This window comes from uncultured Selenomonas sp. (assembly GCA_905372355.1).
Lineage (GTDB): Bacteria > Bacillota > Negativicutes > Selenomonadales > Selenomonadaceae > Selenomonas.
On sequence record CAJPOT010000003.1, the window covers coordinates 136771 to 161826 of the forward strand.

Here is a 25056-nt window from a genome sequence, read left to right on the forward strand (position 1 = left end):
CTTTCCGGCACGCTTGCACATCAAGCATCAATTTCCTGCACTCGCGCCGCCTTCATCGGCAAAACGCTCGGGATAGACGGTCTTTGCCAGCACATAGACGGCTTCGACGGCATTTTGCGAGGCGCTGTAGCGGTATGTATCGGGCACGCAGTAGAGACGGTTCTCGCGCACCGCCTTTACATGCTTGAACAACGGGTCATTGCGCAGCTTCTCACGGAATTCTTCCGTCTTTTCCCCCTCGGCGCTCCATGACGGCAGTAGGAACACGTCGGGGTCGAGCGCGACGACCTGCTCCATGGAGATGCTGTTGTCCTTCGTGAGACCCGCCATCGCTGCGCCGTTTCTGAGCGCGGCATGGCGGCACATATCGTCGAAGAGGTCGTCGCGCCGCCCGAAGACGCCGCTGAAAGCGAAAGCGACGACAATCGGCCTCTCGTCTTCGGGAATGTCCGCCGTGCGCCGCGTCACATCCGCCAAGCGCTCATGCAGCCTTCCAGTCAAGGCCGCCGCTTCCTCTTCCCTGCCGATCACCTTGCCGATGGACTCGATGCGTGGAAAAACCGCCTCGATGCTCTTGGGCGTTTTGGAAACAAAGACCGTCAGGCCCAGATCGCGCATACTCGCCACGAGTTCCTTCGGCACGCTGTCCGTCGTGAGCACAAGGTCGGGATGCTGTGCGAGCACGCGCTCGGGACTCTTGTCGTGCAGCTTGACAGGTACGGCTTTCGCCGCCTCTGCCATGCACGAAAGCCCCGCATCGTCCACATAAGAGGAAAGCGCCGCAATCTGTTCAGGCGGCGCGAGCGCGAGCAAAATTTCATCCGTACCGAGATTGAGCGACACGATGCGCTGCGGCTTCTCGTGCAGCACGATCTCCGTCCCCATATCATCGACGCCGCGGAAAAACTCTTCCTCTTCCTCTTCTGTCGCCGTTCCTCCTCGCGCACAGGCGCAGAGGAGGAAACTCGCGGCAAAAAGAAGCAGCAGAGCACCGCCGCGTCGCACGATGTCAGAACGTATGCGCATAGGTCAAGCGGAAGTTCAGCGGCAGATCGAGATTGCCGTAGCGATTCGAGTAGTTTTCCCTATCCAAAAGGTTGTAGACGCCGAGCGTCACGGTATCGTTCTTTCCCGCCGTATAGATGAGATTCATATTGAGCTGCAGCTTGTCGGGCACATCCTGCGCTGTTCCAGACGACGGCTTGTAATACTCACGATCGCCGAGGTACTTGAGATTCAGATTACCTTGCCATTTATCCTTCTTGTAGTCGACACGAACAAGACCTTCGATGCGTCCCGCATCCTGCACCCATTCCCGTTTCTTACTGGCGGGATCCTGCACTTGGGGATTGGAATAACCTGCGCCAACAGTGACGCTCCACGTATCGTTAAAGCGCTTCATATATTCAGCTTCAAATCCCGTATTGCGGAAATTTCCTTTATTGGTTGCGTAGTATTCGTGCGTTACTGCATTCTGTGCCCAACCGAGTTTGTTTTTCATATCCATATGATAGACAGCCGCTTTCCATGTATCGTTGCCATGGCGATGTTTGATACCCGTTTCATACGTCCAACCATTCTCCGGCTTAAGACCTTGCGGATTCATATTCTTGTAACGAAACATGTCATCCACCGTCGGCATCTGAAACGCCTTACCGACATTGATGTACCAAGCCGTATCCTTGTCAAGCTTGTAGTCTGTCTGGAACTGCGGCATAAAAACGCTTTGATCCTTTTCGGGATCGTTGATCCACTCGCCGCGCAGACCGAGAGTGAAGTTGAAGCGCGGCGTGAACTGTTTGCTGTAGGAAGCGTAAAGCGCATTGCCCGTGCGCGTTGCATTCTTCTTTTTCTCGGTAAGATCCACAGCCTCGCGCTTATAGGAATATCCCAAGATCAAGGAATCGGCTCCCATCTGCCAAGTCTTCTGCACATCGAAAATTTCGCCGTCCAGCACAGCATTGGAGTCGACCTTTGCATGCTTGACATAATCATAGCCGTCAACCTTGCGATAGTTATAGCCAAGGACTGCATGGATGCCGTTTTCCTTGCCCTGATAAACGAGATTCGCCGTATGCCGATAATCTTCGAAGCGATAGTCATATTTTGTCGCCGTCTTCACAAGATGATTTCCGGCCTTTTTGTACTTGATGCCGCCGCGCGTAATATTGCCTTCCGTATAGTTGTAGTTCAAGGACAGCTCATCCGTGAGCGCAACGCTTGCCCCCAAGCGATTCTTCTGTCCCTTGCCAACCCACCAATCGATCCAGGAAACCTTATCCAGTCCGAACGCATTGGAATGGGGGATGTCCTTCGACCACTCCCTGCTCACATCGAGCATGAAGCGGTCACCTTGGAAAAATACTTCTGCCTTCTTGAAGTAGTTCCCCGCCGTCACACTCGCCTTGACAGCTTCCTCACCCGCCTTTGGTTTCTTCAAGATGATGTTGATGACGCCTCCCATAGCCTCGCTACCATAGAGCGTCGATGCTGCACCCTTGACGATCTCGATGCGCTCGACCATGGCGGCGGGTATATTTTCCGTACTCGGATAATTCTTGAGATTCATCGGCACGCCGTTGACCATGACGAGCGTGCCCCTGTCATAGCCACGCAGTGTAATGCGTCCGGCACTGAAGCCGAAATCCTGTCCTGTCTCGCCGTAGGACGTGCTCGTCGAGCCGATCTGCTGGTCGATCGCCTCAAATACGTTGCGATAGCCTGCCTTTTCGATGTCCTTCGCCGTGATGATTGTCGTCGTCGCGGGCGTATCAAGATCGCTCTTCCGCCTGCGCTGCGCCGTCACGAGCGTATCGGGCAAATCATGACCGCCGCTTTCTGCAGTTTCCGCACTTTGTTCCTGCACCTGCGTCGTTTTCGCTGCCGCCTTTCCTGCCGCCGCATTTTCCGCCGCATACGCCTCGCCCGCAAAGCTCATGCCCGCAACTGCCGCGAACACCGCCCATGTCAGATGTTTCTTGCCTTTCATCTACATCACCCTTTCCCAAAATAAAGCGCCCCTCCTGCAAAGCAGAAAAGGCGCATAAGGGCGGTGCAAAAAATTCCCGGCAGTTTCGCCGGGAGGATTATGTTCGTGCAGCCGAAGAAACGCCAAACGGCGCTTCCTTAATCCCCTTCCCATCACTCGCAGGTCAAATGGCGATTGTCCATCAGGCAGTTCTCCTGGCTCCAGCTCATCACTCCCCTGCGCCTTCCCAAGGCATTCGCCTCAGTGACATTCCTTGCAAGGTTGCTCGCTGCTACAGTGGCGGGACCGCTCCGGCTTCTACCGAATTCCCTATTAAGTCTTGCGACACCTGATCCAACGATATGAAATTCCTATAAAAGAATAGCATTGATTTATTCCTATGTCAAGCATAGGAATTCGATAGGAATCATTCTCCTTGTAGAAATTCCCTATTCAACATAGTGGCTGAAACTGCCGATGACGAGCGTCGGAAACTCCTTCTTGAGCCGTTCCAAAAACTCCCTAGCGCCGATCGCCTCGCCCTGCGCTTCGGGCATGATTTCGAGGAAGGCGTCGGGGTCGACATTGAGGTTGCGCACCTGCACCATATTGACGGGCAGTTCGCGAAAGAAGCTGCACCACGCTTCGAGTTCTTCGGCGCGGTCGTTGAAGCCCGGGAAGAAGAGCATATTGAGCGACACATATACGCCGTGCGAAAGCGCGTAGCGGATCGACTCCTTGACGTCGGCGAGCGTGTAATTGCTGCGGTAGTACGCCGCATAGCTCTCCTCGATGGCGCTGATGATGCTCACACGCATGGAGTCAAGACCGGCGTCGACGATCTTTCGGATGCCCTCGGTATAGCCGGCATTCGTGTTGATATTGATCTGCCCGCGCTTCGTCTCAGCGCGAATCAGGCGCTCGGCTGCCGCAATCGCATCCGCCGCAAGCGACGGCTCGCCCTCGCATCCCTGTCCGAAGCTCACGATGGCGTCGAGCGCAGTCGAAAGGTGGTAGATGCCGACCTGCGCGATCTCCTCGGGCGTCGGGCGGAACGCGATGCGGCTCTGCGGCGAAGGACAGCACTCGGCGGGCTGCAGGGAGATGCAGCCGAAGCAGTTCGCGTTGCAGACAGGCGACGTCGGTATGCCCGCTTCCCAGCGACGGTAAAAGAGATTCTGCGCCGTGCAGCAGTGCCACTTCAAGGAGCAGCCCGCCACCTGCTCGACGATGCGGTTGCCCGGCAGATCCTTCTCGACGCGGCGCACAAGTTTCTTTAGCTCTCGCGTGTTGTAGTATACGGGATCCCACTTCGTATTCTCATCCGTATAGAGAGCCGCCGCATAGAGATCATCCTTATAGAGCACGACCGCTGTGTAGCCGTAGAGAGCGAGCCTTTCAGCCCCTTCCTCTCGCTGAAAGGCAGGCAAAAAAAGCCGCGTATAGCCCGCAGGCAGGATGGCTGCGACGGCGCGTCCCGCCAGAGGCAGCATCTCGCCCGCCGCCGTCATTCCCATCGCCGCGCGATCGGGCAGGAACATCAAGTCCGCCGACTCGGGCAGAGGAATGAGGTCGGCAGGCGCAAGCGGCACGAGTGTATCACCCGAGCGTCCCAATCCCGCGATACCCGGCGCATCGAAGATCGCCCCATCCTCATCGGCATAGAGCGCACGTATTTCCGCCTTCATGCTTCGCCCTCCTGCCTCTCGGCTTGCGGTACAGCGCTGCCTTTCTCCGCGCTTTTCCTCTCATGCGCTTCCTGCTTTGCCGCCTTCTTCTTGCGCGGGTTGTAGCGGTTCATCGCCATATCGATGCCATCCGTCACGATGCACTCGACGGCAGGCAACAAATAAGAAATCGCCTCTTGAATCTTCGGTGCGTCATCCGCGGGAAACGGTGCAAGCACATGCCTGACTACCGTCCAGCCGGGCAAAGGACGCCCAATGCCAATGCGTACGCGCGAGAAATCCTCCGAGCCGATGTGCGCGAGAAGCGACTTGATACCGTTATGACCGCCCGCACTTCCCTTGCGCCGCAGACGGATCGTGCCTGCCGCGATGTCCATGTCGTCGTGCGCGACGATCAAATCCTCAGGCGCGAGCTTGTACCAATCGAGCAGAGGGCCTACCGCGCGTCCGCTTTCATTCATATAGGTCAAAGGCTTGACGAGCAGCACCTTCTGTGCGCCGATGCGCCCTTCGGCTGTAAGCGCATTGAACTTCTCACGCCAAGCATCGACACCAAGTCTTTCAGCCAAGGCGTCGACAAGCATAAAGCCGACATTGTGCTTCGTACGTGCATACTCCGCCCCGGGATTTCCGAGACCGGCAATGATCTTCATCGTATTCCTCCGAACGTTTCTAAACACTCGCCGCAAAACGCTGCGGCAAGTCCGCTATCACGATTCTACCGCACGAAATGCGCCTTGTCAAAATAAAGCCTTTGCACCTACGCGAAAAACAGGTAGAATGAAATGAGATTCTTCACCATACAAGGAGGCAAAACCATGAACCATCTGGAAGAGGCAAAACTTCTACGACAGGAGCCGGGCGGCCGTCACTACAACTGCGCGCAGTCGCTCCTCGTTCCCTTCGCCGCCGAAATCGGCATGGAAAAGGAAGCAGCCGACGCTCTCGGCGTGTTCTTCGGCGCGGGCATGATGCACGGCTCCGCCTGCGGCACATTGACCGCCGCGCTGATGATCCTCGGCAAAGCGGGCAAGAACAAGGAACCGGCGAAGAAGCTTGTTGACGACTTCCTCGCCGCCCACGGCACGACGGACTGCCGATGTCTTCTCGCCGCCGCAGAAGAAAAAGGCATTGCACGCAAAGAAAACTGTGACGGACTTGTTTTTGACATGTGCCAAAAGCTTGCGGCACTTCTGACTGAAATAAAGTGACCCTATGCCGCTCATCCGTATCACAGCGCAGCACCATGACCAGAGGAGACTTCGATGGCAAAAAGACCGCAGGAAAACATCTTGAAAAACATAGAAACTCTCGACGAGATCGCCGAGCCTCTCTTGCGCTGGTTTCATAGCGAAAAACGCGCACTGCCGTGGCGTGAGAAGCCTACACCGTACCGCGTGTGGGTGTCCGAGATCATGCTGCAGCAGACGCGCGTCGAGGCGGTCAAACCGTACTTCGAACGCTTCGTCGCCGCGCTGCCCGACGTACGCGCTCTCGCCCGAGCCGACGAAGACACACTGATGAAGCTCTGGGAAGGTCTCGGCTACTACAGCCGCGCGCGCCACCTGCAATCTGCCGCGCGTCTCATCTGCAGCGACCATGGCGGCAAGATTCCCGCGCGCTTCGACGACCTGCTCACTTTGCCCGGCATCGGCCGCTACACAGCAGGCGCCGTCGCCTCCATCGCCTTCGGCGAGCGCCGTCCTGCCGTCGACGGCAATGTACTGCGTGTCATCATGCGCCTCCTCGCCTGCCCGGCCGACATCTTGAAGGAGAGCACGAAACGCGCTGTCGAGGAAGCACTGATCGCGCGTCTGCCCGAAAATGCCGGCGACTTCAACCAATCCTTAATGGAGCTCGGCGCCCTCGTCTGTCTGCCGCGCGGCGCCGCACGCTGTCCCTCCTGTCCGCTTGAACGCCTATGTCTCGCCAAGGAAGCCAATCTGCAGGCGGAATTGCCCCAAAAAACGCCGCCCAAAAGGCGGCGTACGGAAAAACTTACGATCTTCCTGCTGTCGAAAAACGGTAAAATCGCCCTCAAAAAGCGTCCCTCACAAGGACTTCTCGCGGGGCTTTGGGGCTTTCCTGCCATGGAAGGCCACCTCAAAAAGAACGAGGCGGCGAAGACGCTGCGAGCCATCGGACTTATCCCCGCAAAACTCCACGCGCTCCCCGCCGCACAGCACATCTTCTCCCATATCACATGGCAAATGGTCGGCTGGCACGTCGAACTGGCGGAAACGTCGAGCGATGAACCATCCGCTGCGACGAAATCCTCGCCTGCTTCAACCGAAGCCGTCGAGGCCAATGCACGCCCTGCCTCCCTGTGCCTCCACGAAGCCACCGCTCCCTACGATGCTCAGACAAAAACGCCACCGTTTCTCTGGGCGACGGCACAGGAAATCGCCGACATTTACAGCGTGCCTGCCGCCTACCGCAGCTACTTTCCTTATCTTCAAGCACCGGACGGGGCGTCGTCCTGATTATTTCGGCAAAACATCCTGCTTTCGCGGCTCTACAATATTTACCAGCAGCTGATTCAGCCGGCTGCACAGCTCCGCCTCATTCCGTACAAGACAGTCCGCCACAGAAAGGACGCTCTGCGCCGGCTCATGCGTCAATCCCGAGGCGATGGCAATGTCCGCGGCACGCATCGCCTCCACATCGTTATGACCATCGCCAATGAAGACGACGCGATGCCCTGCGGCACGATATTTTTCAACGACGGTTTCTTTCTTTATGATATTCATAAGCTCTACTACTCGGTTGTTCTCTATCTTTCCCTCGGAGCAGTAGGCTTCGCAGCCAATTCGTGCGACGAGTTTCGCGACCCAGCACGAAAGATTTCCCGTAGCGATAGCGCAATGCGCACGATTCTTCCGAATGAACTTCACGATCGGCTCATGAAGTTCCACCCCCTCCAAAAGTGCATCAATCTCATCGATCGGCAGCTTCCCAAGAAGGAAGACGCGCCGAATGAATGATTCGACAAAAGGGACATGCCCCATGACTGTCTGCCGCGTAAGTTTTTCAATCTCTTCTTCCATCGAAAAATGTTTGGCAATAACAGGAAGCGTCTCTTCCTTCGTAATCGTTCCGTCGAGGTCGAAAATAAACTTTGTCATGACTCCGTCTCCCGCCCCTTTCTCATATTGCCTTTCCATGTTAAGCTATCGCGCACGGAAAAGCAAGGGAATATGTATCAGCGCTATGTCATAGAAAGTCTTTAGCAAAAACGATTCCCACGCAAAGGCAGCCGTCGAACACAGCAGAGAATGTATGCCTAAACGTTTACAGATATATGTCTCCATGGTATAATAAGCCTATATATTGATCGCAGGAAGAAAACGGCTGCAGGAGGGATTTCGGCATGTTTGACGAGAGCGACAAGGTCAGCGCCTATGTAAAGCAAAAGAACATCGGCATGAAGATCGATTACAGCGGCAAAGCAAGGCAAGTGCTCAAGAACCGTGCGCCGCAGGACGCCGGCACTGCAGACGACGAGCCGCAGGCAGAAGAGCTCGATGGCGCGAGCCGCGCCATGCGCCGCATCATCCAGCAGAAGCTCTTGAACGGCGACGAACTCATGGCGGACGAGATGCGCTTTTTGAAACGCTCTGATACGGGACTTTACACCAAGGCGCGAGCCGCGCAGGACGCGCGCGAGGCGCTCGTAGAAAAACTCGAAGCCGCGACCTCAAAGGAGGAGGCGAGCGAAGCCTTCCTCATCGCAAGCGGCCTCGTGAATGAAGCTGGGAACGCCGCACGTCAAAAGGAAGCGGCAGAGGAAGTGTCCGCGCGCACTCCTGCCGCCGAGACGAGGACGTTGGAAAAGACTTCCCCTGCTCGCGATTCATTCGGTGCGCCGAAACCGCGCACGCGCTGGAAGCTCGATGCAGCGAGCGCGTCGGGCACGACCACTGCAAAAACCTCAACGACGACGAAAACCACCGCAAAGCAGCAGCCTGTGCATTCTGCATCTGCCGCCCCCGCTACAGTACGCGAAAAGCGTACGGGCAGCGCTCCGCCGCCCAAGACGAGTTCCGCCTTCGTGCAGCAGCCCGAGGACACGACGGGTATCGAATTCATCATGGCGCGCGCCCTGCAAGCAGCATGGGCGAAATTCACGCAAACGGCGAAATATCGGGAACTCACGAGTACAACAGAGCGCTCCGTCGAAAACCTCGACCCTGCCAGCATGACGGTAGCCACGCGCTTCTTCAGCGCATCACGCGCCTACCGTAACCTGCCGAAGCCTCGCAAGGGTGTACCGATGCAGTCGTTCGACAGCGAAACTTGATAGAGGAAAAGCCGCCCCGCGCACGGGGCGGCTTTTCCTCTGTCAACGGCACAGCGAGATCACGGCATCTTCCAACAATTCCGCGCCGCCCTGCCCCGTCTTGAGCAGATAGTCGGCGTCGATGAGCGAGAGCATCGCCCGCTTCAAAACAGGCTCGGAGAACTTCATGCTCGCGCGTCCCAGCTTCTCCGCGATGAAGGGATTAAGCTTCATCGAAGGGCCCAAAGCCTTGCCGCGCACGCCTTGCGCCAGAAGGAGCTTTGCCTGCCACAACTGGCGCACATGGCGCACCATCAGGGCAAGCAGCACGGGCGCATACACGCCATCCGCCGTCTGGCGGCACAGGAGTGTCAGAGCCTTCTTCACGTCCTTCTCGCTCACCGCGTCCATCATCGCAAACGACGATACCTCGGGCAGCCCGGAGAATACAGCGGCAAGCTCCGCCCTGCCGATGCGCTTCTCCGCGGTATAGAGCGCGAGCTTTTCAAACTCCTTGTCGAGATACGAGAGCGAGACTTCATGCATCATGGAGACGGCGCCCATGAAGTACGCATGCGCCTCGCGGTCAAACTCCCTGTGAATCTCGGCGAGCTTTCCCGCGAGCCAGTCGCCGATCTCCCACGGGCGCACGGCATCGGCATCGAGCACCGCGCCCGCCGCCTCAATCGCCTTGTACGCCTTGCGCCGCTTGTCCGCCTTGCCCGCGCAGAGGAAGATCACATAGGCGTAGTCGGGCATGTCGGCAAGAAGATGCAACAGGCGCTCTTCCTTCTTGTCCGCGCCGCTCTTCTTCCCTTTCGCTGCCTTCGCCTCCTCGCCGTCCGCTGCTGGGCGCTTCTTCTCGCGAAAAAGGGGGCTGTCCTGCACGAGCACGACATGCTTGGGCACGAAGAACGGCACCGTTTCCAAGAGGCCGATCAGCGCGTCGGCATCCATGTCGGGCACGGCTTCTTCCAATGCGTCCCGCAGACCTTCGCCCGCAGGAAAGAGGCGCTCTAAGATCGCCGCCTTCGCCTTTTCGATATAGTAATGCTCCTCGCCCGCGAGCAGGTAGACATGCTTCGGCTCTCCCTTGCGGAGCGCCGCCATGAACGGCCCGTACTTCAACGCCTCACCCCATCCGTCAAAACAGAAGCTATGGCAACAAAAGAGCCATAGCTTCTGCACGCTTCCTATAAAAATCTGCTAAAAATCTGCGCCCTTACATCACGTTCTGCGGCTTGCCCGCAAGGTACGCCTGCACATTCTTGAAGGCGATGACGGCACGCTTTTCCATCGCCTCCTGCGTCGCAAATCCGACGTGCGGCGCGAGGATGACGTTCGGCGCATGAAGCAGCGGATGATCGCCCGCGATCGGCGGCTCGCCCTCGAAGACGTCGATGCCCGCACCCGCGATGCGGCCTTCCTTGAGGGCGTCTGCCAGAGCCTTGCTGTCGACGACGGGGCCGCGCGCCGTGTTGATGAGAATCGCCGTCTTCTTCATCTTGGCAATCTCTTTCTCTCCGATCAGACCCTTCGTCTCCGCCGTCAGCGGCACATGCAGCGAAACGATGTCCGAGACTTCCATCAGCTCGTCGAGACTCACATACTTCGCCCCGTCGATCTTCGCCTCCTTGCGGTTGTAGTAGTACACCTCACAGCCGAACGCCTGCGCGAGCGCGATCGTGCGCCTGCCGATGGCGCCTGCACCGACGACGCCGAACTTCTTGCCCGAAAGCTCGATGCCGAGAAGTCCGGCGCGCGTCTTGCCCGCACGCACCGCCTCATCTGCAGCAAGCATTTTGCGGTAGAGTCCGATTGCCAGGCCGATGGCAAGCTCGCTGACCGCCTCATTGGCGTAGCCCGAGCAGTTGGAAACGACGATGTCATGCGCCTTGCAGTAGTCCATGGCCACATGGTCGACGCCCGTGAAGGCGACGCTCAGGAACTTGACGTCCGAAAGCTCCTGCAGGACGTTTTCCTTGAACGGCATGTTCGCGAGCATGACAAGCTCTGCCCCCTTGGCACGCGCCGCCTTTTCCGCGTCGTCCTGCGGCGGCGTATTGCAGTAGACCATTTCAAGTTCTTGAGGCAGATACTCCTTTTTCAGCGCCTCCGCCTGCGCCTCCGAGATCCCCAGCGGCTCCGTGATTACGAGTTTCATGCGAATCCTCCCTTTCTTGACTGCCAAGAATGTTTGGATGCCTCCCCTTACCCCGCATCCGATATTGCGCTTCCATTATAGCATATCGGTCTGTCAAATTCATCCCATCGGCGTGAGCAAGCGCGCATAAACTTTCCGCTTCCCGGCTTCACGACATCATTTCATCTGCCTTCCCAGCTTCCTAAAAACCTACGCTTCCGCTTCTGCTCCCTTTTCTTTTGCCCCCAGAAATGCTATAGTCAGAGACGAAACGAAAGACAAGGAGCAATACCATGAATCCATCGAAAAAAGGCGTCTCGCTCGTGGCGCTCGGCGCGCTGCTCTGGGGCGGCTCGGGCGTTGCCGCGCAATTCCTGCTGCAGCAAAAAGGATTTTCCACCGAATGGCTCGTCATGATGCGCATGACGCTCGCAGGCATACTGCTTCTGCTGCTCGATGCGGCAAGAAACCGCAAGAGCATCTTCTCCGTTTGGCGAAACCGCACGGCGGCGAAGCGGCTTCTCTTCTTCAGCCTGTTCGGCATGCTCGGCGTGCAGTACACGTATTTTTCTTCCATCGAGCACGGCAACGCGGCAGCGGCGAGCGTCCTGCAGTACCTGATGCCGATCATCGTCGTCCTCTGGCTCGCCCTGAAGAGCCGCAGCCTGCCGTCGCTGCGCGAGAGCGGCTGCGTGCTGCTCGCCTTCGTCGGCACGTTCCTCATCTTGACGCGCGGCAGTCTCTCGACTCTCGCCATCCCGCCCATCGCTCTCTTCTGGGGAGTCGCTTCCGCTTTCTGCGCTGCCATCTACACCATACAGCCCAAATGGCTGCTGGACAATTTCCGCTCGCCTCTCGTCATCGGCTGGGCGATGCTCCTCGGCGGTTTCCTGCTCATGCCCTTTCGCGCACCATGGAACTTCGCCGGCGTCTTGGACGCCGCCTCCGTCGCCGTATTCATCTATGTCGTCCTCTTCGGTACGGTCATCGCCTTTTGGTCATATCTCGAAAGCCTCAAATACATCCAGCCGAGCACCATCGGCATCCTGAGTTCCATCGAGCCTTTGTCCGCCGTACTCCTCTCCACCGCGCTGCTCGCCGTCCCCTTCGGCCTCACCGAATCGGTCGGCGTCGTGCTGATCCTGTTCTCCATCGCGCTTCTCAACAAGCGCTGACGCAGTATCTTGCAGCATGACTTTCTGCAAAACTTTCCTCTCACGCTATACATTTCCAAATAAATCATGTATGATGAAAGAGGTCAACAAACGACGATTTCAAGGAGGAGAAATCTATGGGCAATATCGACACCACCTGTGTGAATGCGATCCGTGCACTTTCGGCGGACGCCGTGCAGAAGGCGAACTCCGGCCATCCGGGCCTGCCGCTCGGCGCAGCCCCGATCGCTTACGAACTCTGGGCGCACCACATGAAGCACAACGGCAAGAATCCAAACTGGGCGAACCGCGACCGCTTCATCCTCTCCGCCGGGCACGGCTCCGCCATGCTCTATTCCCTGCTGCACCTCTTCGGCTACGGGCTGACGCTCGACGACCTCAAGAATTTCCGCCAGGACGGATCCTTGACGCCCGGCCATCCCGAGTACCGTCATACGAAGGGCGTGGAAGCCACGACAGGGCCTCTGGGCGCAGGCATGGGCATGGCGGTCGGCATGGCGATTGCTGAAGCGCATCTCGCCGCCATCTTCAACAAGCCGGATTTCCCCATCGTCGATCACTACACATTCGCTCTCGGCGGCGACGGCTGCATGATGGAGGGCATCTCCTCCGAAGTCTTCTCGCTCGCGGGCACGCTCGCGCTCGACAAGCTCATCGTGCTCTACGACAGCAACAACATCTCCATCGAGGGCGGCACCGACCTCGCCTTTACCGAAGACGTGGAAAAGCGCATGGCGTCCTTCGGCTTCCAGACGCTCACGGTCGAGGACGGTACGGATCTCGCCGCCATCGGCAAGGCGATCGAAGAGGCAAAGGCAGACAAGAAGCGGCCGTCCTTCATCACGATCAAAACGAAGATCGGCTTCGGCTGCCCTGCCAAGGAAGGCAAGGCGAGCGCCCACGGCGAACCGCTCGGCGAAGAAAACCTGCGCGCGCTCAAGGAAAACCTCGGCTGGGAAAATCCTGCCGAGAGCTTCTGCGTTCCTGCCGCCGTCTACGAACATTACGAGAAGCTCGCCGCTGAGGGAGCGGCTCTTGAGGCGAAGTGGAACGAGCTTTTTGATGCCTACTGCGCGAAGTACCCCGAGGAGAAGGCTCGCTGGGATGCGTTCCACGCGCCTGTCGATGCTGCGGCGCTGCTCAAGAGCGAGGATTTCTGGGCGTACGAGGACAAGCCCGCCGCGACGCGCGCCTTGTCAGGCAAGATGATCCAGCGTCTCAAGGAAATCGTGCCGCAGCTCATCGGCGGCAGCGCAGATCTCGGGCCGTCGAACAAGACCGTGATGGACGGCGCAGGCGATTTCAGCCGCACGGATCGTGCGGGACGCAACCTGCACTTCGGCGTGCGCGAACTCGGCATGGCGGCGATCGCCAACGGCCTCGCGCTGCACGGCGGCGTCCTGCCTTACATCGCGACCTTCTTCGTATTCAGCGATTACACGAAGCCCATGCTGCGCCTCGCCGCACTCATGGGGCTGCCCGTCGTCTACGTGCTCACGCACGACAGCATCGGCGTCGGCGAAGACGGTCCGACACACGAGCCGATCGAGCAGCTTGCCATGCTGCGCTCGACGCCCAACGTCAACGTCTTCCGCCCTGCCGACGCGACGGAGACGGCCGCCGCTTGGTACAGCGCCGTAACAAGCAAGGATGCGCCGACCGTCCTCGCGCTCACGCGCCAGAATCTGCCGCAGCTTGCAGGAAGCTCCAAGGAAGCCCTGAAGGGCGGCTACATCATTTCCGAAGCGAAGGGGGCGCCGCAGGGCATCCTCATCGCCACCGGCTCTGAGGTATCGCTCGCCATCGAAGCGCAGGAAGAACTCGCCAAAGACGGCATCGCCGTGCGCGTCGTCTCCCTGCCGTCCATTGACGTCTTCGAACAGCAATCCGCTGAATACAAGGAAAGCGTCCTGCCGAAATCCATCCGCGCCCGCGTCGCCGTCGAAGCGGCCGCCGGCTTCGGCTGGGAACGCTACACGGGACTCGACGGTGCGACCGTCACGATGCACGGCTTCGGCGCTTCCGCCCCCGCCGGCGTCCTCTTCAAGAAGTTCGGCTTCACGAAGGAAAACGTCGTCGCGACGATGAAGAAGGTTCTGGAAAAATAATCGCACACAAGAAAAAGGAGCTGCCCCGAGCAGCTCCTTTTTGCGTGCGTGCATCAACGAGCAAGGCTCACTTGCCCACGAAATCCCATGCCTTCTTGACCTTTGCGGCAAGCCCCTCGATCTTCTTCGTGGCGACGCCGCAGACGGCGATGCGCACACCGCGCTTCAAGGGAACGGCGAAAACGAGATCGTCATGCAGCTTGTCCGCCACAGCTTGCGGATCTTCCGAAGGCACGGCGAGGAAGAATCCCGCCTTGTATGGCAGAGCCTTGAGTCCGCAGTCCTGCGCCTCCTTCATGAAGAGCGCACCGCGCGAGCGCACGATCTGATAGAGCGCATCGCGCTCCTTCTCGTACGCGGCGAGAAGCGCCGCATCCTGCTGAATCGTTGCCAGGAGCGCCATAGCGCCGCGATTGATGTTCGACCATGTCGCACGGCTCGAAAACTTGTTGACGTCCGAAAATTCCTCAATGACGGCGCGGCTTGCGGAAAGACCGACGATTGCTCCCGTGCGCTGTCCGTAGAACGTATACCCCTTGGACATGCTGAAAGCGAACATGACGAATACATTCTCGGGAAGATGCGCGAACTTCTCCATGAAGCCGCGCGTCTCATCCTTCGTGCCGCTGTACTCGATGTAGGCGATGTCAACGAGAACGCTCATGCGCTTGCCCTTCTTCGCATGAGCCTTTACGGTCGCAAGAACCGCATCCCAATCCTCATCGGAAAGCGTATAGCCCGTCGGATTGTGCGCAGGCGTATTGAGGATGATGAGGAGAGAATCCTGTTTTTCGAGAAGCGCCTCCACCTTCGCCGTGAAAGCGGCGGCATTGAAGGAATGCGCCTCGTCGAAGAGCTGGAACGTCTCCAAGCGCCGCCCGATGTTCTGACAGAGCGCGTTGTAAGGACCCCAGAACCAATCGGCGGTGAGCACAGCGTCGCCGATCTCCGAGTAGTTTTCGATCGCATGGTGGACGGCGCCCGTGCCGCCTGCCGTCGCGACGGCCTCGACATAGCCCTCCGGCCGATGATTGCCGAAGACGATGTCCTTCACGCTCTCAAGATATGCAGGCAGACCCGCGACGGGTGCATAGGCGATGATCTCGGGAATCGGCAGCTCGCGCAGCACCTTCTCGACCGTCGGTATGCAGGCGAGCTTTTCATCCTCGCCAAAGATCGCACCCAATGTGGCGTTCGTGATCTTCTCTGCTCCATGCTCCTTCGCCGCCGCCGTCGCCGCGCCGCTCGCGGCGAAAATCACGTCGTTCAGAACCTTGTTTTCCGTATGCGATGCTGCCATCTTCGTGCTCATTTTATATGAAGCCTCCCACTTACCTTGTTTCCTGCGGAAGCACCGGATGTATCGGCGCTCCCTTATTTCTTCATCGAGTCCCGCTCAGCCGCGCGGAAAGAACTCGTCGTGGATCGCATTCGCCGCTTCCTTGAGCTTGTCCTTCGTGATCAGGCAAGAAATGCTGATTTCCGACGTGCTGATGATGTCGATGTTGACGTTTGCCTTCTGCAGGGCGCCGAACATGCGCGCTGCGATGCCGGGGTTGCCGAGCATGCCGACGCCGACGATGGAAACCTTCGCGACGTTCTCCTCGACGAGAACCGACACGGCATTGAGCTTCTTCTTGACATCCTCGACGATCTCACGCGCCGTTTCGAGATCGTCGACGGCGACGGTGAAGACCATGTCCGTCACGTTATGCTCGATGTTTCGCACGCTCTGCACGATCATGTCCACGCTCACATTGGCATCAGCGAGCGCAGAAAAGAGGGAATGTGCGACGCCCGGCTGGTTCGGCACACCCATGACGGCGAGTTTTGCCACCTTGTCGTCGTGTGCCAGCCCCCTGATTTCAAAATCCTTCTCTTCCATTGTATAAGCCTCCCTGATCATCGTGCCGGTTTTCTCGGTAAACGTCGAGCGTACATGGATGGGAATGCCGAAGTGCTTGCCCATTTCCACGGAGCGCGGCTGCATGACGCCCGCGCCAAGGCGCGCCATCTCCAGCATCTCGTCGTAAGTAATCTCCTGCATCTTGCGTGCACCTTGGACGAGGCGCGGGTCGGCAGAGTAAATGCCGTCCACATCCGTGAAGATCTCGCAGCTGTCCGCAGCGAGAGCGCCCGCAAGAGCCACAGCCGAGGTATCTGAGCCGCCGCGTCCGAGCGTCACGGGATCACCGAAGGAGTCAGCGCCCTGGAATCCTGCAACGACGACGATATTTCCCTCATTGAGCGCTTCCTCGACGCGCTTCGGCTCAATGCCTACGATGCGCCCCTTCGTATGCACGGAGTTCGTGCCCATGCCGACCATCGCGCCCGTCAAGGAGATCGCCTTATGCCCCATCGAGCAGAACGCCATCGCCAAGAGCGCGATGGAAACTTGCTCGCCCGTCGTCAACAGCATGTCCATCTCACGCGCATAATGGTACGGATTCTTGTCTATGCCGCGCGCCAGCTCAATGAGATCATCGGTCGTGTCTCCCATGGCGGAGACGACGACGACGACCTTGTCCTCGGGCTTCATGCCATCGAGGACACGCCGCGCCACCGCTTTGATTTTTTCCGTAGTGGCAACCGAGCTGCCGCCAAACTTCTTTACGATCAGAGCCATAACTTCCTCCTAGATTGCCCGTCGACAAGAAAAATGTCACGAGCAAAAATGTCCTTTGAGAATGGTCATTCGTTACAAAATCTCAAGAAATGAGCTTGACCGCCTTATATTATACAAGAATTTCATGTCCACGTCTAGCGAGAAACAAAAAAATACAAAATGCAAATGGACAACCCTGCTTCTCCATGCTATATTGCTGGAAAAGGAAGTGATTGCATGGGAAAGACGCGGCTTATCGTGCCGGAAGGACTGACTTGTATGGCGCTTCGGGAGTTTCTGCAAAAGGAGTGCGGCTTCTCCACGACGCTCTGGAAGAAACTGCGGCGTTCGGGCACGTTCTCGCTGAACGGACGCCCCGCCAACGCCGCACAGACCCGCATCCAAAGCGGCGATGAACTTTGCTGGCATCTGGCAGAAGAGAGCCGCATCGCGCCCGAAAACATTCCGCTCGACATTCTCTATGAGGACGCGGCGCTTCTCATCGTCAACAAGCCTGCAGGCATGCTCGTTCATCCGACGGGTGGTGAGTACAGTCATACGCTCGCCAACGCCGTGCTCTTTCACTACGAAGCGCACGGTGAAAAGCACGCCTTTCATCCCGTGCACCGCCTCGACCGCCAGACGAGCGGACTCGTGCTCATCGCCAAGGAGTCGCACGTGCAGCACCTCTTGTCCGCACATAATGCAATCGAGCGCATCTACCTCGCCGTCATCGAAGGCAAACTGCCCGAGCCTTGCGGCACGATCGCCGCGCCCATCGCGCGCCGCCCTGGCAGCATCATTGAGCGCATAGTCTCACCTGAGGGAAAATGCGCCGTCACACACTATACAACTCTTGCAGAGCATGGCGGACTTTCGCTTCTCGCGCTTCGCCTGGCGACGGGACGCACGCATCAGATCCGCGTCCACCTCGCGCACCTCGCCCATCCGCTCCTCGGCGATGACCTCTACGGCGGCAGAACGGATCGCATCGCCCGTCAAGCGCTGCACGCCCATCGCCTGCGCCTTCGTCACCCGTCGAGTGGCGAAGAAATCACTGTACATGCACCTCTGCCTGCAGATATGTCCGTCTTTTTCCCCGAAATCTACGGTAATTTTTCTCTTTTCACGAAAGATTCATGACGCTTTCATTAAATTATGATATAATAGAGCGGTAAACGAGTATCATCTATTCATAGGAGGTTGAGATCATGCCACTCATCGGAACAAAAGAAATGTTCAAGAAAGCCCACGAGGGCGGCTACGCCATCGGCGCTTTCAACGTCAACAACATGGAGATTGTTCAGGGCATCACCGAAGCGGCGGCGGCTGTGAAGTCTCCCATCATCCTGCAGGCTTCCGCCGGTGCGCGAAAGTATGCGAAGCCCGCCTACCTCAAACACCTCGTGCAGGCTGCGCTCGAATGCGAGGATCTGCCCATCGCCCTGCATCTCGACCACGGCCCGGATTTCGAGACGTGCAAGTCCTGTATCGACGACGGCTTCACCTCCGTCATGATCGACGGCTCGCACCTGAGCTTCAAGGAGAACATCGAACTTACGAAGCGCGTCGTCGAGTATGCCCATGCGCATGGCGTCGTCGTTGAGGGTGAGCTTGGACAGCTCGCGGGCATTGAGGACGATGTGAAAGTTGCCGCTGAAGATGCGCACTACACGCGTCCCGAAGAGGTCGAGGAATTCGTCTCGAGCACGGGTGTCGACTCCCTCGCGATCGCCATCGGCACGAGCCACGGCGCCTTCAAGTTCAAGCCCGAGCAGTGCACGAAGAATGCCCAGGGCGTGCTCGTGCCGCCCGAACTGCGCTTCGACATCCTCGCGGAAATCGAAAAGCGCCTGCCGGGCTTCCCCATCGTACTGCACGGCGCCTCGTCCGTCATTCCCAAGTACGTCAAGATCATCAACGACAACGGCGGCAACCTCGCCGATGCCGTAGGCATTCCCGAGGATCAGCTGAGGAAGGCGGCGAAGTCGGCGGTCTGCAAGATCAACATCGACTCCGACCTGCGCCTCGCCATGACGGCGGGCATCCGCGAGCACTTCAAGCAGCATCCCGAGCACTTCGATCCGCGCCAGTACATCGCGCCGGGACGCGACTACATCCGCGAACTCGTCGAGCACAAGATCAAGGAAGTCCTCGGCTCCGACGGCAAGGCCGCAGAGGTCATGGCGCTCTTGAAGTAAGCTCAGACGCTTTACAAACTGTGCGCCGCCTCAATAAACGTTCTTTCAAAATCGTGCAGAAAGCTGCTTTCTGCACGATTTTTATATTTTGATATTTATTTTCAATTTCGTTTACTTTCTGCACGCGTAGAGGTATAATAGAAATGGAAACGATTTAAGGAGGTATGCAAAATGAATCAAGAGCAGCTCAATCGCATGACCAGCGGCAAGGGTTTCATCGCCGCCCTCGACCAGAGCGGCGGTTCGACACCGAAAGCGCTGAAGGCTTACGGCGTCGATGAGAGCGCCTATTCCAACGACGAGGAGATGTTCACGCGCGTTCATGAGATGCGCACGCGCATCATCAAAAGCCCCTCGTTCACAAAGGAGCAGATTCTCGCGGCCATCCTCTTCGAAAACACGATGGATCGCAAGATCGACGGCCTCTATACGGCAGACTACCTGTGGGAGAAGAAAGGCATCGTGCCGATTTTGAAGGTTGACAAGGGACTCGCCGCCGAGAAGGACGGCGTACAGCTCATGAAGCCCATCGACGGACTCTCCGCCCTCCTCGACCGCGCTGTAGAGCGCCATATCTTTGGCACGAAGATGCGCTCCGTCATCAAGGAGGCGAACAAAGAGGGCATCAAGGCTGTCATCGAGCAGCAGTTCGCCGTCGGCAAAGAGATCATCGCCAAGGGACTCGTCCCCATCTTGGAGCCGGAAGTCGACATCCATTGCGCCAAGAAGGAAGAAGCGGAAGCCATCATGCTCGAAGAAATCAAGGCGAACGTGGCGAAGCTTCCCGCCGGCGACAAAATCATGCTCAAAGTCACGATTCCGACGAAAGAAAATCTCTATGAAGAACTCATGAAGGATTCGCACGTCGTGCGCATCGTCGCTTTGAGCGGCGGCTACCCGCAGGATGAGGCCAATGAGAAACTTGCCAAGAATCGCGGCCTCATCGCCAGCTTCTCACGCGCCCTCGCCCAGGATCTTCGCGCAAGCCAGAGCGACGCCGAGTTCGACAAGGTTTTGAAGACCGCCGTCGACGGCATATATAAGGCCTCCATCACCTGAGAAAGCCCAGAGCATTCTTTCCAAAAATCTGCAAAGAAAAGGCAGGACAGCACATGACACGCTGTCCTGCCTTTTTCTTTGCAGGATTTTCCAATCTTGACAGAGAAAATCCCCTGCTATATGATAGGGTACTAGAGGGTATCGCATACGAACCTTCTCGTGACCCCCTATATCATACAAACCAAGGACGTGTTCTCAATGCATACTTCAAAGAAAAAAATTCTTGCCATCATACTTTCGCTCTTCGTCTTGCTCCTCGCTGCAGCGTACCTATGCTCAACCAGCTTCCAAGGCGGCGTTCCCGTTCTCAACTATCACCAGATCAACGACCGTGACCACAATGCCCTGACGTTGAGTACGCCCGAGTTCGAAGCGCAGATGCAGTATCTCGCCGAAAACGGCTACCATCCCATCACGCCGAACGAACTTGCCGATCACCTCGAAAACGGCGCCCCTCTGCCCGAAAAGCCCATCCTCCTCACCTTCGACGACGGCTATATCGACAATTACAAGAACGCCTACCCTATCCTGCAAAAATACGGGCTTAAAGGTTCCATCTTCATCATCACGGACTATCTGAACGTCTATCCGAACTATCTCACATGGGAAATCTGCCAAGAAATGCAGGACTCAGGCATCATCGACATCGAGTGCCACACGATGACCCATGTCGCGCTCAGCGAGCTTTCCTCTGCTGAAGAGTTGCAGCACGAAGCCGTCGACTCCAAGAAAGCGATTGAATCGCACCTCAATAAAAAGGTCACTTCCATCGCCTACCCCTGCGGCGCTTACAATGACGAAGTGCAGCGTGTCGTAAGGGAAGCCGGCTACCGCACGGCGTTCACCGTCAACTACGGGCTCGACCATCCCGGCGACGACCAATATGCGCTCAACCGCATACCAATCTTTGGCTCCAACTCCCACTCCTTCCTGCGCTTCAAGCTGCGCCTCCTCTTCACTCCAATCTTCTCCCGCCTGCAAAACGTGCGCGCGGAACTTCTGAGCGGTGGTCACGATACCTGTGCACGCTTCATTCCTACACCCTGACACCATACAAAAAACGCCCCCGTTCCGGGGGTGTTTTTCATCAGTGAATACAATATCGCAAACAGTAGACAGAGCAAGTCGTAAAATGATACAATCCTTGTAGCCTAAAAATAACGATTCAACGGAGGCACTTCTCATGCACCAATACTTGTTTTTCATCGGCGACTTTCCCGTGCGCGCTTACGGGCTGATCCTGAGCCTCAGCATCATCCTGGCGACGGGCGTCGCCTACTTCCTCGCCAAACAGGATGGACGCTACCACAGGCACATCGTCGACATGGGAATTTACTGCGGCATTGCAGGGCTCTTAGGCGCACGGCTCTGGGACGTCTTCTTCTTCGATTGGGATTACTACCAGAACCACCTGACGGAGCTTTTGAACGTCTGGCAGGGCGGCATGGCGATCCAGGGCGGCGTGCTGCTTGGCGCCGTCGTTGGCATCCTCTACACACGCCGTCACGGCATCGACACGTGGGCGCTCGCCGACATCGTAGCGCCCGCCATCATCCTCGGACAAGCGATTGGCCGCTCGGCCAATCTTCTGAACGGTGACGCCTTCGGCGCACCGACCGGCTCCTCTTTCGGCATACTCTATCCCGAGACGACGCTCGCTTTCCACACCTACGGCAATCAGCCCCTGTGGCCGGCGGAAATCTGGGAATGCCAGCTTGACATCTTCATCTTCGCGCTTCTCCTCATCTTTCGCGCGACGAATCATGCGAAGGGACAGGCGTTCGCTCTCTACGTCATGCTCTACTCCGCCGCACGCTTCTTCCTCGAATACCTGCGCGGCGACTACAACGAACTCGTCCTTGGACTGTTCAAATCCGCACAGATGACGAGTCTCGTCGCCTTTGCCATCGCACTCGCGTTCTTCCTCTGGCTCGGCTTCAAAACGCGTACGGCAGAACCGCCGAAGAAGAAAAATCGCAAGCGTGCCGCCCACACATGAGCGTCCCACCTCAGTGAAACGGAGTCCATACCATGCAAAAGACAAACCATACGCTTCACATCGGCTGTCATCTCTCGTCTGCCGGCGGCTATCTCGCCATGGGAAAGGCCGCAGTGAACCTCGATGCCGACGTCTTCGCCTTCTTCACACGCAACCCGCGCGGCGGCAGGGCGAAACCGCTCGACATGGACGACGTACGCGCCTTCTGCAAATATCGCGAAGAGCACGGCATCGGCACGCTCGTCGCCCATGCACCCTATACAATGAACGCCTGCGCCGCCAAGGATACTCTACGCGCCTTCGCACGCGAGGCGATGGTAGATGACCTCGCACGTCTCGAGCATATCCCGAACACGCTCTACAATTTTCACCCCGGCAGTCATGTACAGCAAGGCGCAGAAAAAGGCATCGAGCTTATCGCAGACCTTTTGAACGACGTCCTCGATCCGGCGCAAAAGACGATCGTGCTCCTGGAGACCATGGCGGGCAAGGGAACGGAGGTCGGGCGCAGCTTCGAGGAAATCGCCGCCATCATCGAGCGCGTAGATTGCAAGAAACGGCTCGGCGTCTGTCTCGATACCTGTCACGTCTGGGATGCAGGATATGACATCGCAAACGATCTCGACGGCGTACTTGAAGAATTCGACCGTGTAATCGGCCTCTCCCGCCTTCATGCCGTCCATCTCAACGACAGCCTCAACGTCCGCGCCGCCCACAAGGATCGCCATGCACGCATCGGCGAAGGAGAAATCGGACTCGAAGCCCTGACGCGCGTCATTCGTCACCCGAAGATTCGCCATCTGCCTTTCATCTTGGAAACACCGAACGACGATGCAGGATATGCAAGAGAGATTGCCCTGCTCAGGGAGCGCTCTGAATAAGCGCCCCTTGCACAAGTTCCGCTAGATAATGCGCCGTCGGCGCGAGAGCAGCGGAGTCTACGCGGAAACTCGGATTGTGGATGGCAGCAGATAGTCCCGTTCCAACCAACACGAAACAGCCCGGCACGTTTTCCTGATAGAAGGCGAAGTCCTCGCCGCCCAAAGATTTCGGAGCAGACACAATCTGCAAATCGCACTCCTCTGCCACCCTCTTGGAAAACGATGTCCAAAAAACATCGTTCGCCGTCGCCGGCGGTCCTTCGTACCAATCCGTCACTACCTCAGCACCATGCGCCTGTGCCAGACCTTCAGCCAAAGCGCAGACGCGCTTACGAATCAAGGCGCGTTCTTCTCCATCCATGCTGCGCGTCGTTCCTTCGACGAGCGCTTCTTCGGGGATGACGTTCCACGTATTCCCCGCGGCGACATGCGTGACGCTCACCAGCCCTGCCGAAAACGGATGAAGGTTGCGCGCGACGACGGTCTGCACCGCTTGGATGAATCCCGCTGCCAACGGAATCGGATCAATGCCGCGCTGCGGATGCGCGGCATGTGTCCCCTTGCCGATGAAGCGTAACACGAAGCGGTCGACTGCCGCCGTGACAGCACCTTCCGATATGCCGACCGTGCCAACCGTCAAAAGGGGAGACGCGTGAAGTCCGAAAATTGCCTGTACATCGCGCAGGGCTCCCGCCTCCATGAGTACCTTAGCCCCGCCCGGCGCCTCCTCTGCTGGCTGGAAGAACAGGCGTACGCGCCCCTTCAGCTCCATCTCGCGCTCTTTGAGCAGAAGCGCCGCACCGAGAACGGATGCTGTATGAAAATCATGCCCGCAGGCGTGCATGCGTCCCTCATTCTCCGAGCGGTACGGCAAATCCGTCTGCTCTTCGATGGGCAGGGCGTCGATATCGGCACGCAAGGCAACGACAGGCTCACCCTCTCCCACTTCCGCAACAATTCCTGTCGAAAGCGGCAATTTGAGAATGCGTATGCCCGCACGTTCCAAGGAGGCGCGGATACGCTTCGTCGTTTCCACTTCTTCATAAGAAAGCTCCGGATGGCGGTGAAACCACTGAAATTCTTCCTCGATATATACTTCGATGTTTTCGATAGCTGACATAATGTTTTGCCTCTCTAATTCATATATGTTTAGTATATTATATATTGCCTGCACCATTTTGTCAACAAAGCTTCTCGTCCCACTGTATCATCTAAAGACATCAAAAAAATCCACACACAGCACAGCCCTACAGTTTCTGCAGCAAAATAATCTGCACATGCAGCAAATTTTTGGGGCATGAATAAAAAAACGGCACCCGTCAAGGACAGATGCCGTTTTTTATTCATGCCTGCAGATCATCGACATGCACCAGGCGCGTGCAAATGCGCCGCGCTAATGCCTCGTTGTGCGTGATGGCAATGAGGATCATATCATGTCTTTCGACTTCCTGTAAGATGACCGACCAGATCTGCGCCTGTGTGATGGGATCAAGGCTTGCCGTGATCTCGTCGGCGATGAGCACGCGCGTCTTGGGACTGAGCGCGCGCAGAATCGACAGCCGCTGCAGCTGACCGCCCGAGAGTTCGTTCGGCCAGCGCAGAAGCCAGTCAGGCTCGGCGCCGATCGCCCTGAGGAGTTCATCCGGCACATCCCACGCTTCGCGCAGGGAATCCTTCACCTTCCAGCGCGGATCCATCGCCTTTTCCGGGTGCTGATAGATGAGCTGGATGGGATTGTAGCCGCCCTTCGGCAAGGCTGCACCGTCCAATGCAATAGCCCCTTCCTGCAGCGGCAGATAGCCTGCAAGGAGCAGCGCGAGCGTGCTCTTGCCGCGCCCGCTTGATCCTAAAAGAGCGAGCCGTTCCCCGTCTGCAATATGCAAAGATATATTCTGCAGAACGGGAGCGTTCATCCCATAGCGATAGGAGAGATTCTTCACATCGAGCATC

Annotated in this window: 22 protein-coding genes and 1 riboswitch; of the genes, 11 read left to right on the forward strand and 11 right to left on the reverse strand. The window is 57.6% G+C overall.

The genetic code is table 11. The features are described from left to right. Positions 1–27: 27 nt before the first annotated feature. From QZ177_RS02665 to pth, 4 genes are all read right to left on the reverse strand, one after another. Positions 28–1026 (reverse strand): ABC transporter substrate-binding protein, encoded by a 999-nt coding sequence (locus QZ177_RS02665; protein ID WP_294175437.1) that lies wholly within the window; start codon positions 1024–1026, stop codon positions 28–30. Further along, complete coding sequence (locus QZ177_RS02670; RefSeq protein ID WP_294175438.1) at positions 1010–2989, reverse strand: TonB-dependent receptor; 1980 nt, start codon at positions 2987–2989, stop codon at positions 1010–1012. Before QZ177_RS02670 ends, QZ177_RS02665 begins: the two co-directional genes overlap by 17 nt. A 166-nt stretch (positions 2990–3155) precedes the next feature. Then, a riboswitch (cobalamin riboswitch) is annotated at positions 3156–3336 on the reverse strand. A gap of 81 nt (positions 3337–3417) precedes the next feature. Next, positions 3418–4656 (reverse strand): radical SAM protein, encoded by a 1239-nt coding sequence (locus QZ177_RS02675; RefSeq protein WP_294175439.1) that lies wholly within the window; start codon positions 4654–4656, stop codon positions 3418–3420. Further along, positions 4653–5309, reverse strand: a complete 657-nt coding sequence (pth, locus tag QZ177_RS02680; protein WP_294175440.1) for an aminoacyl-tRNA hydrolase — start codon at positions 5307–5309, stop codon at positions 4653–4655. The genes QZ177_RS02675 and pth overlap by 4 nt, the downstream gene beginning before the upstream one ends. Positions 5310–5474: 165 nt before the next feature. Here pth and QZ177_RS02685 point away from each other — a divergent pair, with 165 nt between their 5' ends. Both QZ177_RS02685 and mutY read left to right on the forward strand, forming a co-directional pair. Continuing rightward, entirely contained in the window at positions 5475–5867 is a 393-nt protein-coding gene (locus QZ177_RS02685; RefSeq protein WP_294175441.1) for a C-GCAxxG-C-C family protein, read from the forward strand. A gap of 54 nt (positions 5868–5921) precedes the next feature. After that, entirely contained in the window at positions 5922–7139 is a 1218-nt protein-coding gene (mutY, locus tag QZ177_RS02690; protein ID WP_294175442.1) for an A/G-specific adenine glycosylase, read from the forward strand. Here mutY and QZ177_RS02695 read toward each other — a convergent pair whose 3' ends face one another. Continuing rightward, positions 7140–7781: an HAD-IB family phosphatase gene (locus tag QZ177_RS02695; protein WP_265071675.1), complete on the reverse strand. Its 642-nt coding sequence runs from the start codon at positions 7779–7781 to the stop codon at positions 7140–7142. A 245-nt stretch (positions 7782–8026) separates the two neighbouring features. Here QZ177_RS02695 and QZ177_RS02700 point away from each other — a divergent pair, with 245 nt between their 5' ends. Further along, positions 8027–8956, forward strand: a complete 930-nt coding sequence (locus QZ177_RS02700; protein WP_294175443.1) for a hypothetical protein — start codon at positions 8027–8029, stop codon at positions 8954–8956. A gap of 42 nt (positions 8957–8998) precedes the next feature. Here QZ177_RS02700 and holA read toward each other — a convergent pair whose 3' ends face one another. Both holA and QZ177_RS02710 read right to left on the reverse strand, forming a co-directional pair. Beyond that, positions 8999–10063: a DNA polymerase III subunit delta gene (gene holA / locus QZ177_RS02705; protein WP_294175444.1), complete on the reverse strand. Its 1065-nt coding sequence runs from the start codon at positions 10061–10063 to the stop codon at positions 8999–9001. 94 nt (positions 10064–10157) lie between these two features. Further along, a complete protein-coding gene (locus QZ177_RS02710; protein WP_294175445.1) occupies positions 10158–11099 on the reverse strand; it encodes a 2-hydroxyacid dehydrogenase in 942 nt (313 codons plus the stop codon). A gap of 272 nt (positions 11100–11371) precedes the next feature. On the opposite strand from QZ177_RS02710, the gene QZ177_RS02715 reads away from it, so the two are divergent. Beyond that, the gene (locus QZ177_RS02715; RefSeq protein ID WP_294175446.1) at positions 11372–12253 is read left to right on the forward strand and encodes a DMT family transporter; all 882 of its coding nucleotides are present in this window, start codon (positions 11372–11374) and stop codon (positions 12251–12253) included. Positions 12254–12369: 116 nt separating this feature from the next. Beyond that, on the forward strand, positions 12370–14361 hold the full coding sequence (tkt, locus tag QZ177_RS02720) for a transketolase (RefSeq protein WP_294175447.1): 1992 nt from the start codon (positions 12370–12372) through the stop codon (positions 14359–14361). Between the two features lie 67 nt (positions 14362–14428). Here the strand turns inward: tkt and QZ177_RS02725 are convergent, their stop codons facing one another. Together QZ177_RS02725 and QZ177_RS02730 are read right to left on the reverse strand one after the other, a co-directional pair. Then, positions 14429–15673 (reverse strand): aminotransferase class I/II-fold pyridoxal phosphate-dependent enzyme, encoded by a 1245-nt coding sequence (locus tag QZ177_RS02725; protein WP_294175448.1) that lies wholly within the window; start codon positions 15671–15673, stop codon positions 14429–14431. 84 nt (positions 15674–15757) lie between these two features. Further along, the gene (locus QZ177_RS02730) at positions 15758–16987 is read right to left on the reverse strand and encodes an aspartate kinase (protein WP_294175449.1); all 1230 of its coding nucleotides are present in this window, start codon (positions 16985–16987) and stop codon (positions 15758–15760) included. 216 nt (positions 16988–17203) lie between these two features. On the opposite strand from QZ177_RS02730, the gene QZ177_RS02735 reads away from it, so the two are divergent. The 6 genes from QZ177_RS02735 (at position 17204) to QZ177_RS02760 (ending at position 23106) form a co-directional block, all read left to right on the forward strand. Continuing rightward, positions 17204–18109, forward strand: coding sequence for an RluA family pseudouridine synthase (locus tag QZ177_RS02735; protein ID WP_294175450.1), 906 nt, complete (start codon positions 17204–17206; stop codon positions 18107–18109). 68 nt (positions 18110–18177) lie between these two features. Further along, on the forward strand, positions 18178–19167 hold the full coding sequence (fba, locus tag QZ177_RS02740) for a class II fructose-1,6-bisphosphate aldolase (protein ID WP_265071684.1): 990 nt from the start codon (positions 18178–18180) through the stop codon (positions 19165–19167). A gap of 171 nt (positions 19168–19338) precedes the next feature. Beyond that, positions 19339–20226 (forward strand): fructose bisphosphate aldolase, encoded by an 888-nt coding sequence (locus tag QZ177_RS02745; RefSeq protein ID WP_294175451.1) that lies wholly within the window; start codon positions 19339–19341, stop codon positions 20224–20226. A gap of 198 nt (positions 20227–20424) precedes the next feature. Continuing rightward, positions 20425–21273 (forward strand): polysaccharide deacetylase family protein, encoded by an 849-nt coding sequence (locus QZ177_RS02750; protein ID WP_294175452.1) that lies wholly within the window; start codon positions 20425–20427, stop codon positions 21271–21273. Between the two features lie 136 nt (positions 21274–21409). Beyond that, positions 21410–22225: a prolipoprotein diacylglyceryl transferase gene (gene lgt, locus QZ177_RS02755; protein ID WP_294175453.1), complete on the forward strand. Its 816-nt coding sequence runs from the start codon at positions 21410–21412 to the stop codon at positions 22223–22225. A 32-nt stretch (positions 22226–22257) separates the two neighbouring features. Continuing rightward, a complete protein-coding gene (locus QZ177_RS02760) occupies positions 22258–23106 on the forward strand; it encodes a deoxyribonuclease IV (RefSeq protein ID WP_294175454.1) in 849 nt (282 codons plus the stop codon). On the opposite strand, the gene QZ177_RS02765 is transcribed toward QZ177_RS02760, so the two are convergent. Together QZ177_RS02765 and QZ177_RS02770 are read right to left on the reverse strand one after the other, a co-directional pair. Next, positions 23087–24226 (reverse strand): amidohydrolase, encoded by a 1140-nt coding sequence (locus tag QZ177_RS02765; RefSeq protein WP_294175455.1) that lies wholly within the window; start codon positions 24224–24226, stop codon positions 23087–23089. The two genes, QZ177_RS02760 and QZ177_RS02765, sit on opposite strands and share 20 nt — an antisense overlap. A gap of 223 nt (positions 24227–24449) precedes the next feature. Then, positions 24450–25055 carry an ATP-binding cassette domain-containing protein gene (locus tag QZ177_RS02770; protein ID WP_294175456.1) on the reverse strand — a complete coding sequence of 202 codons (606 nt, stop codon included), beginning with the start codon at positions 25053–25055 and terminating at the stop codon, positions 24450–24452. Between the last annotated feature and the right edge of the window lies 1 nt (position 25056).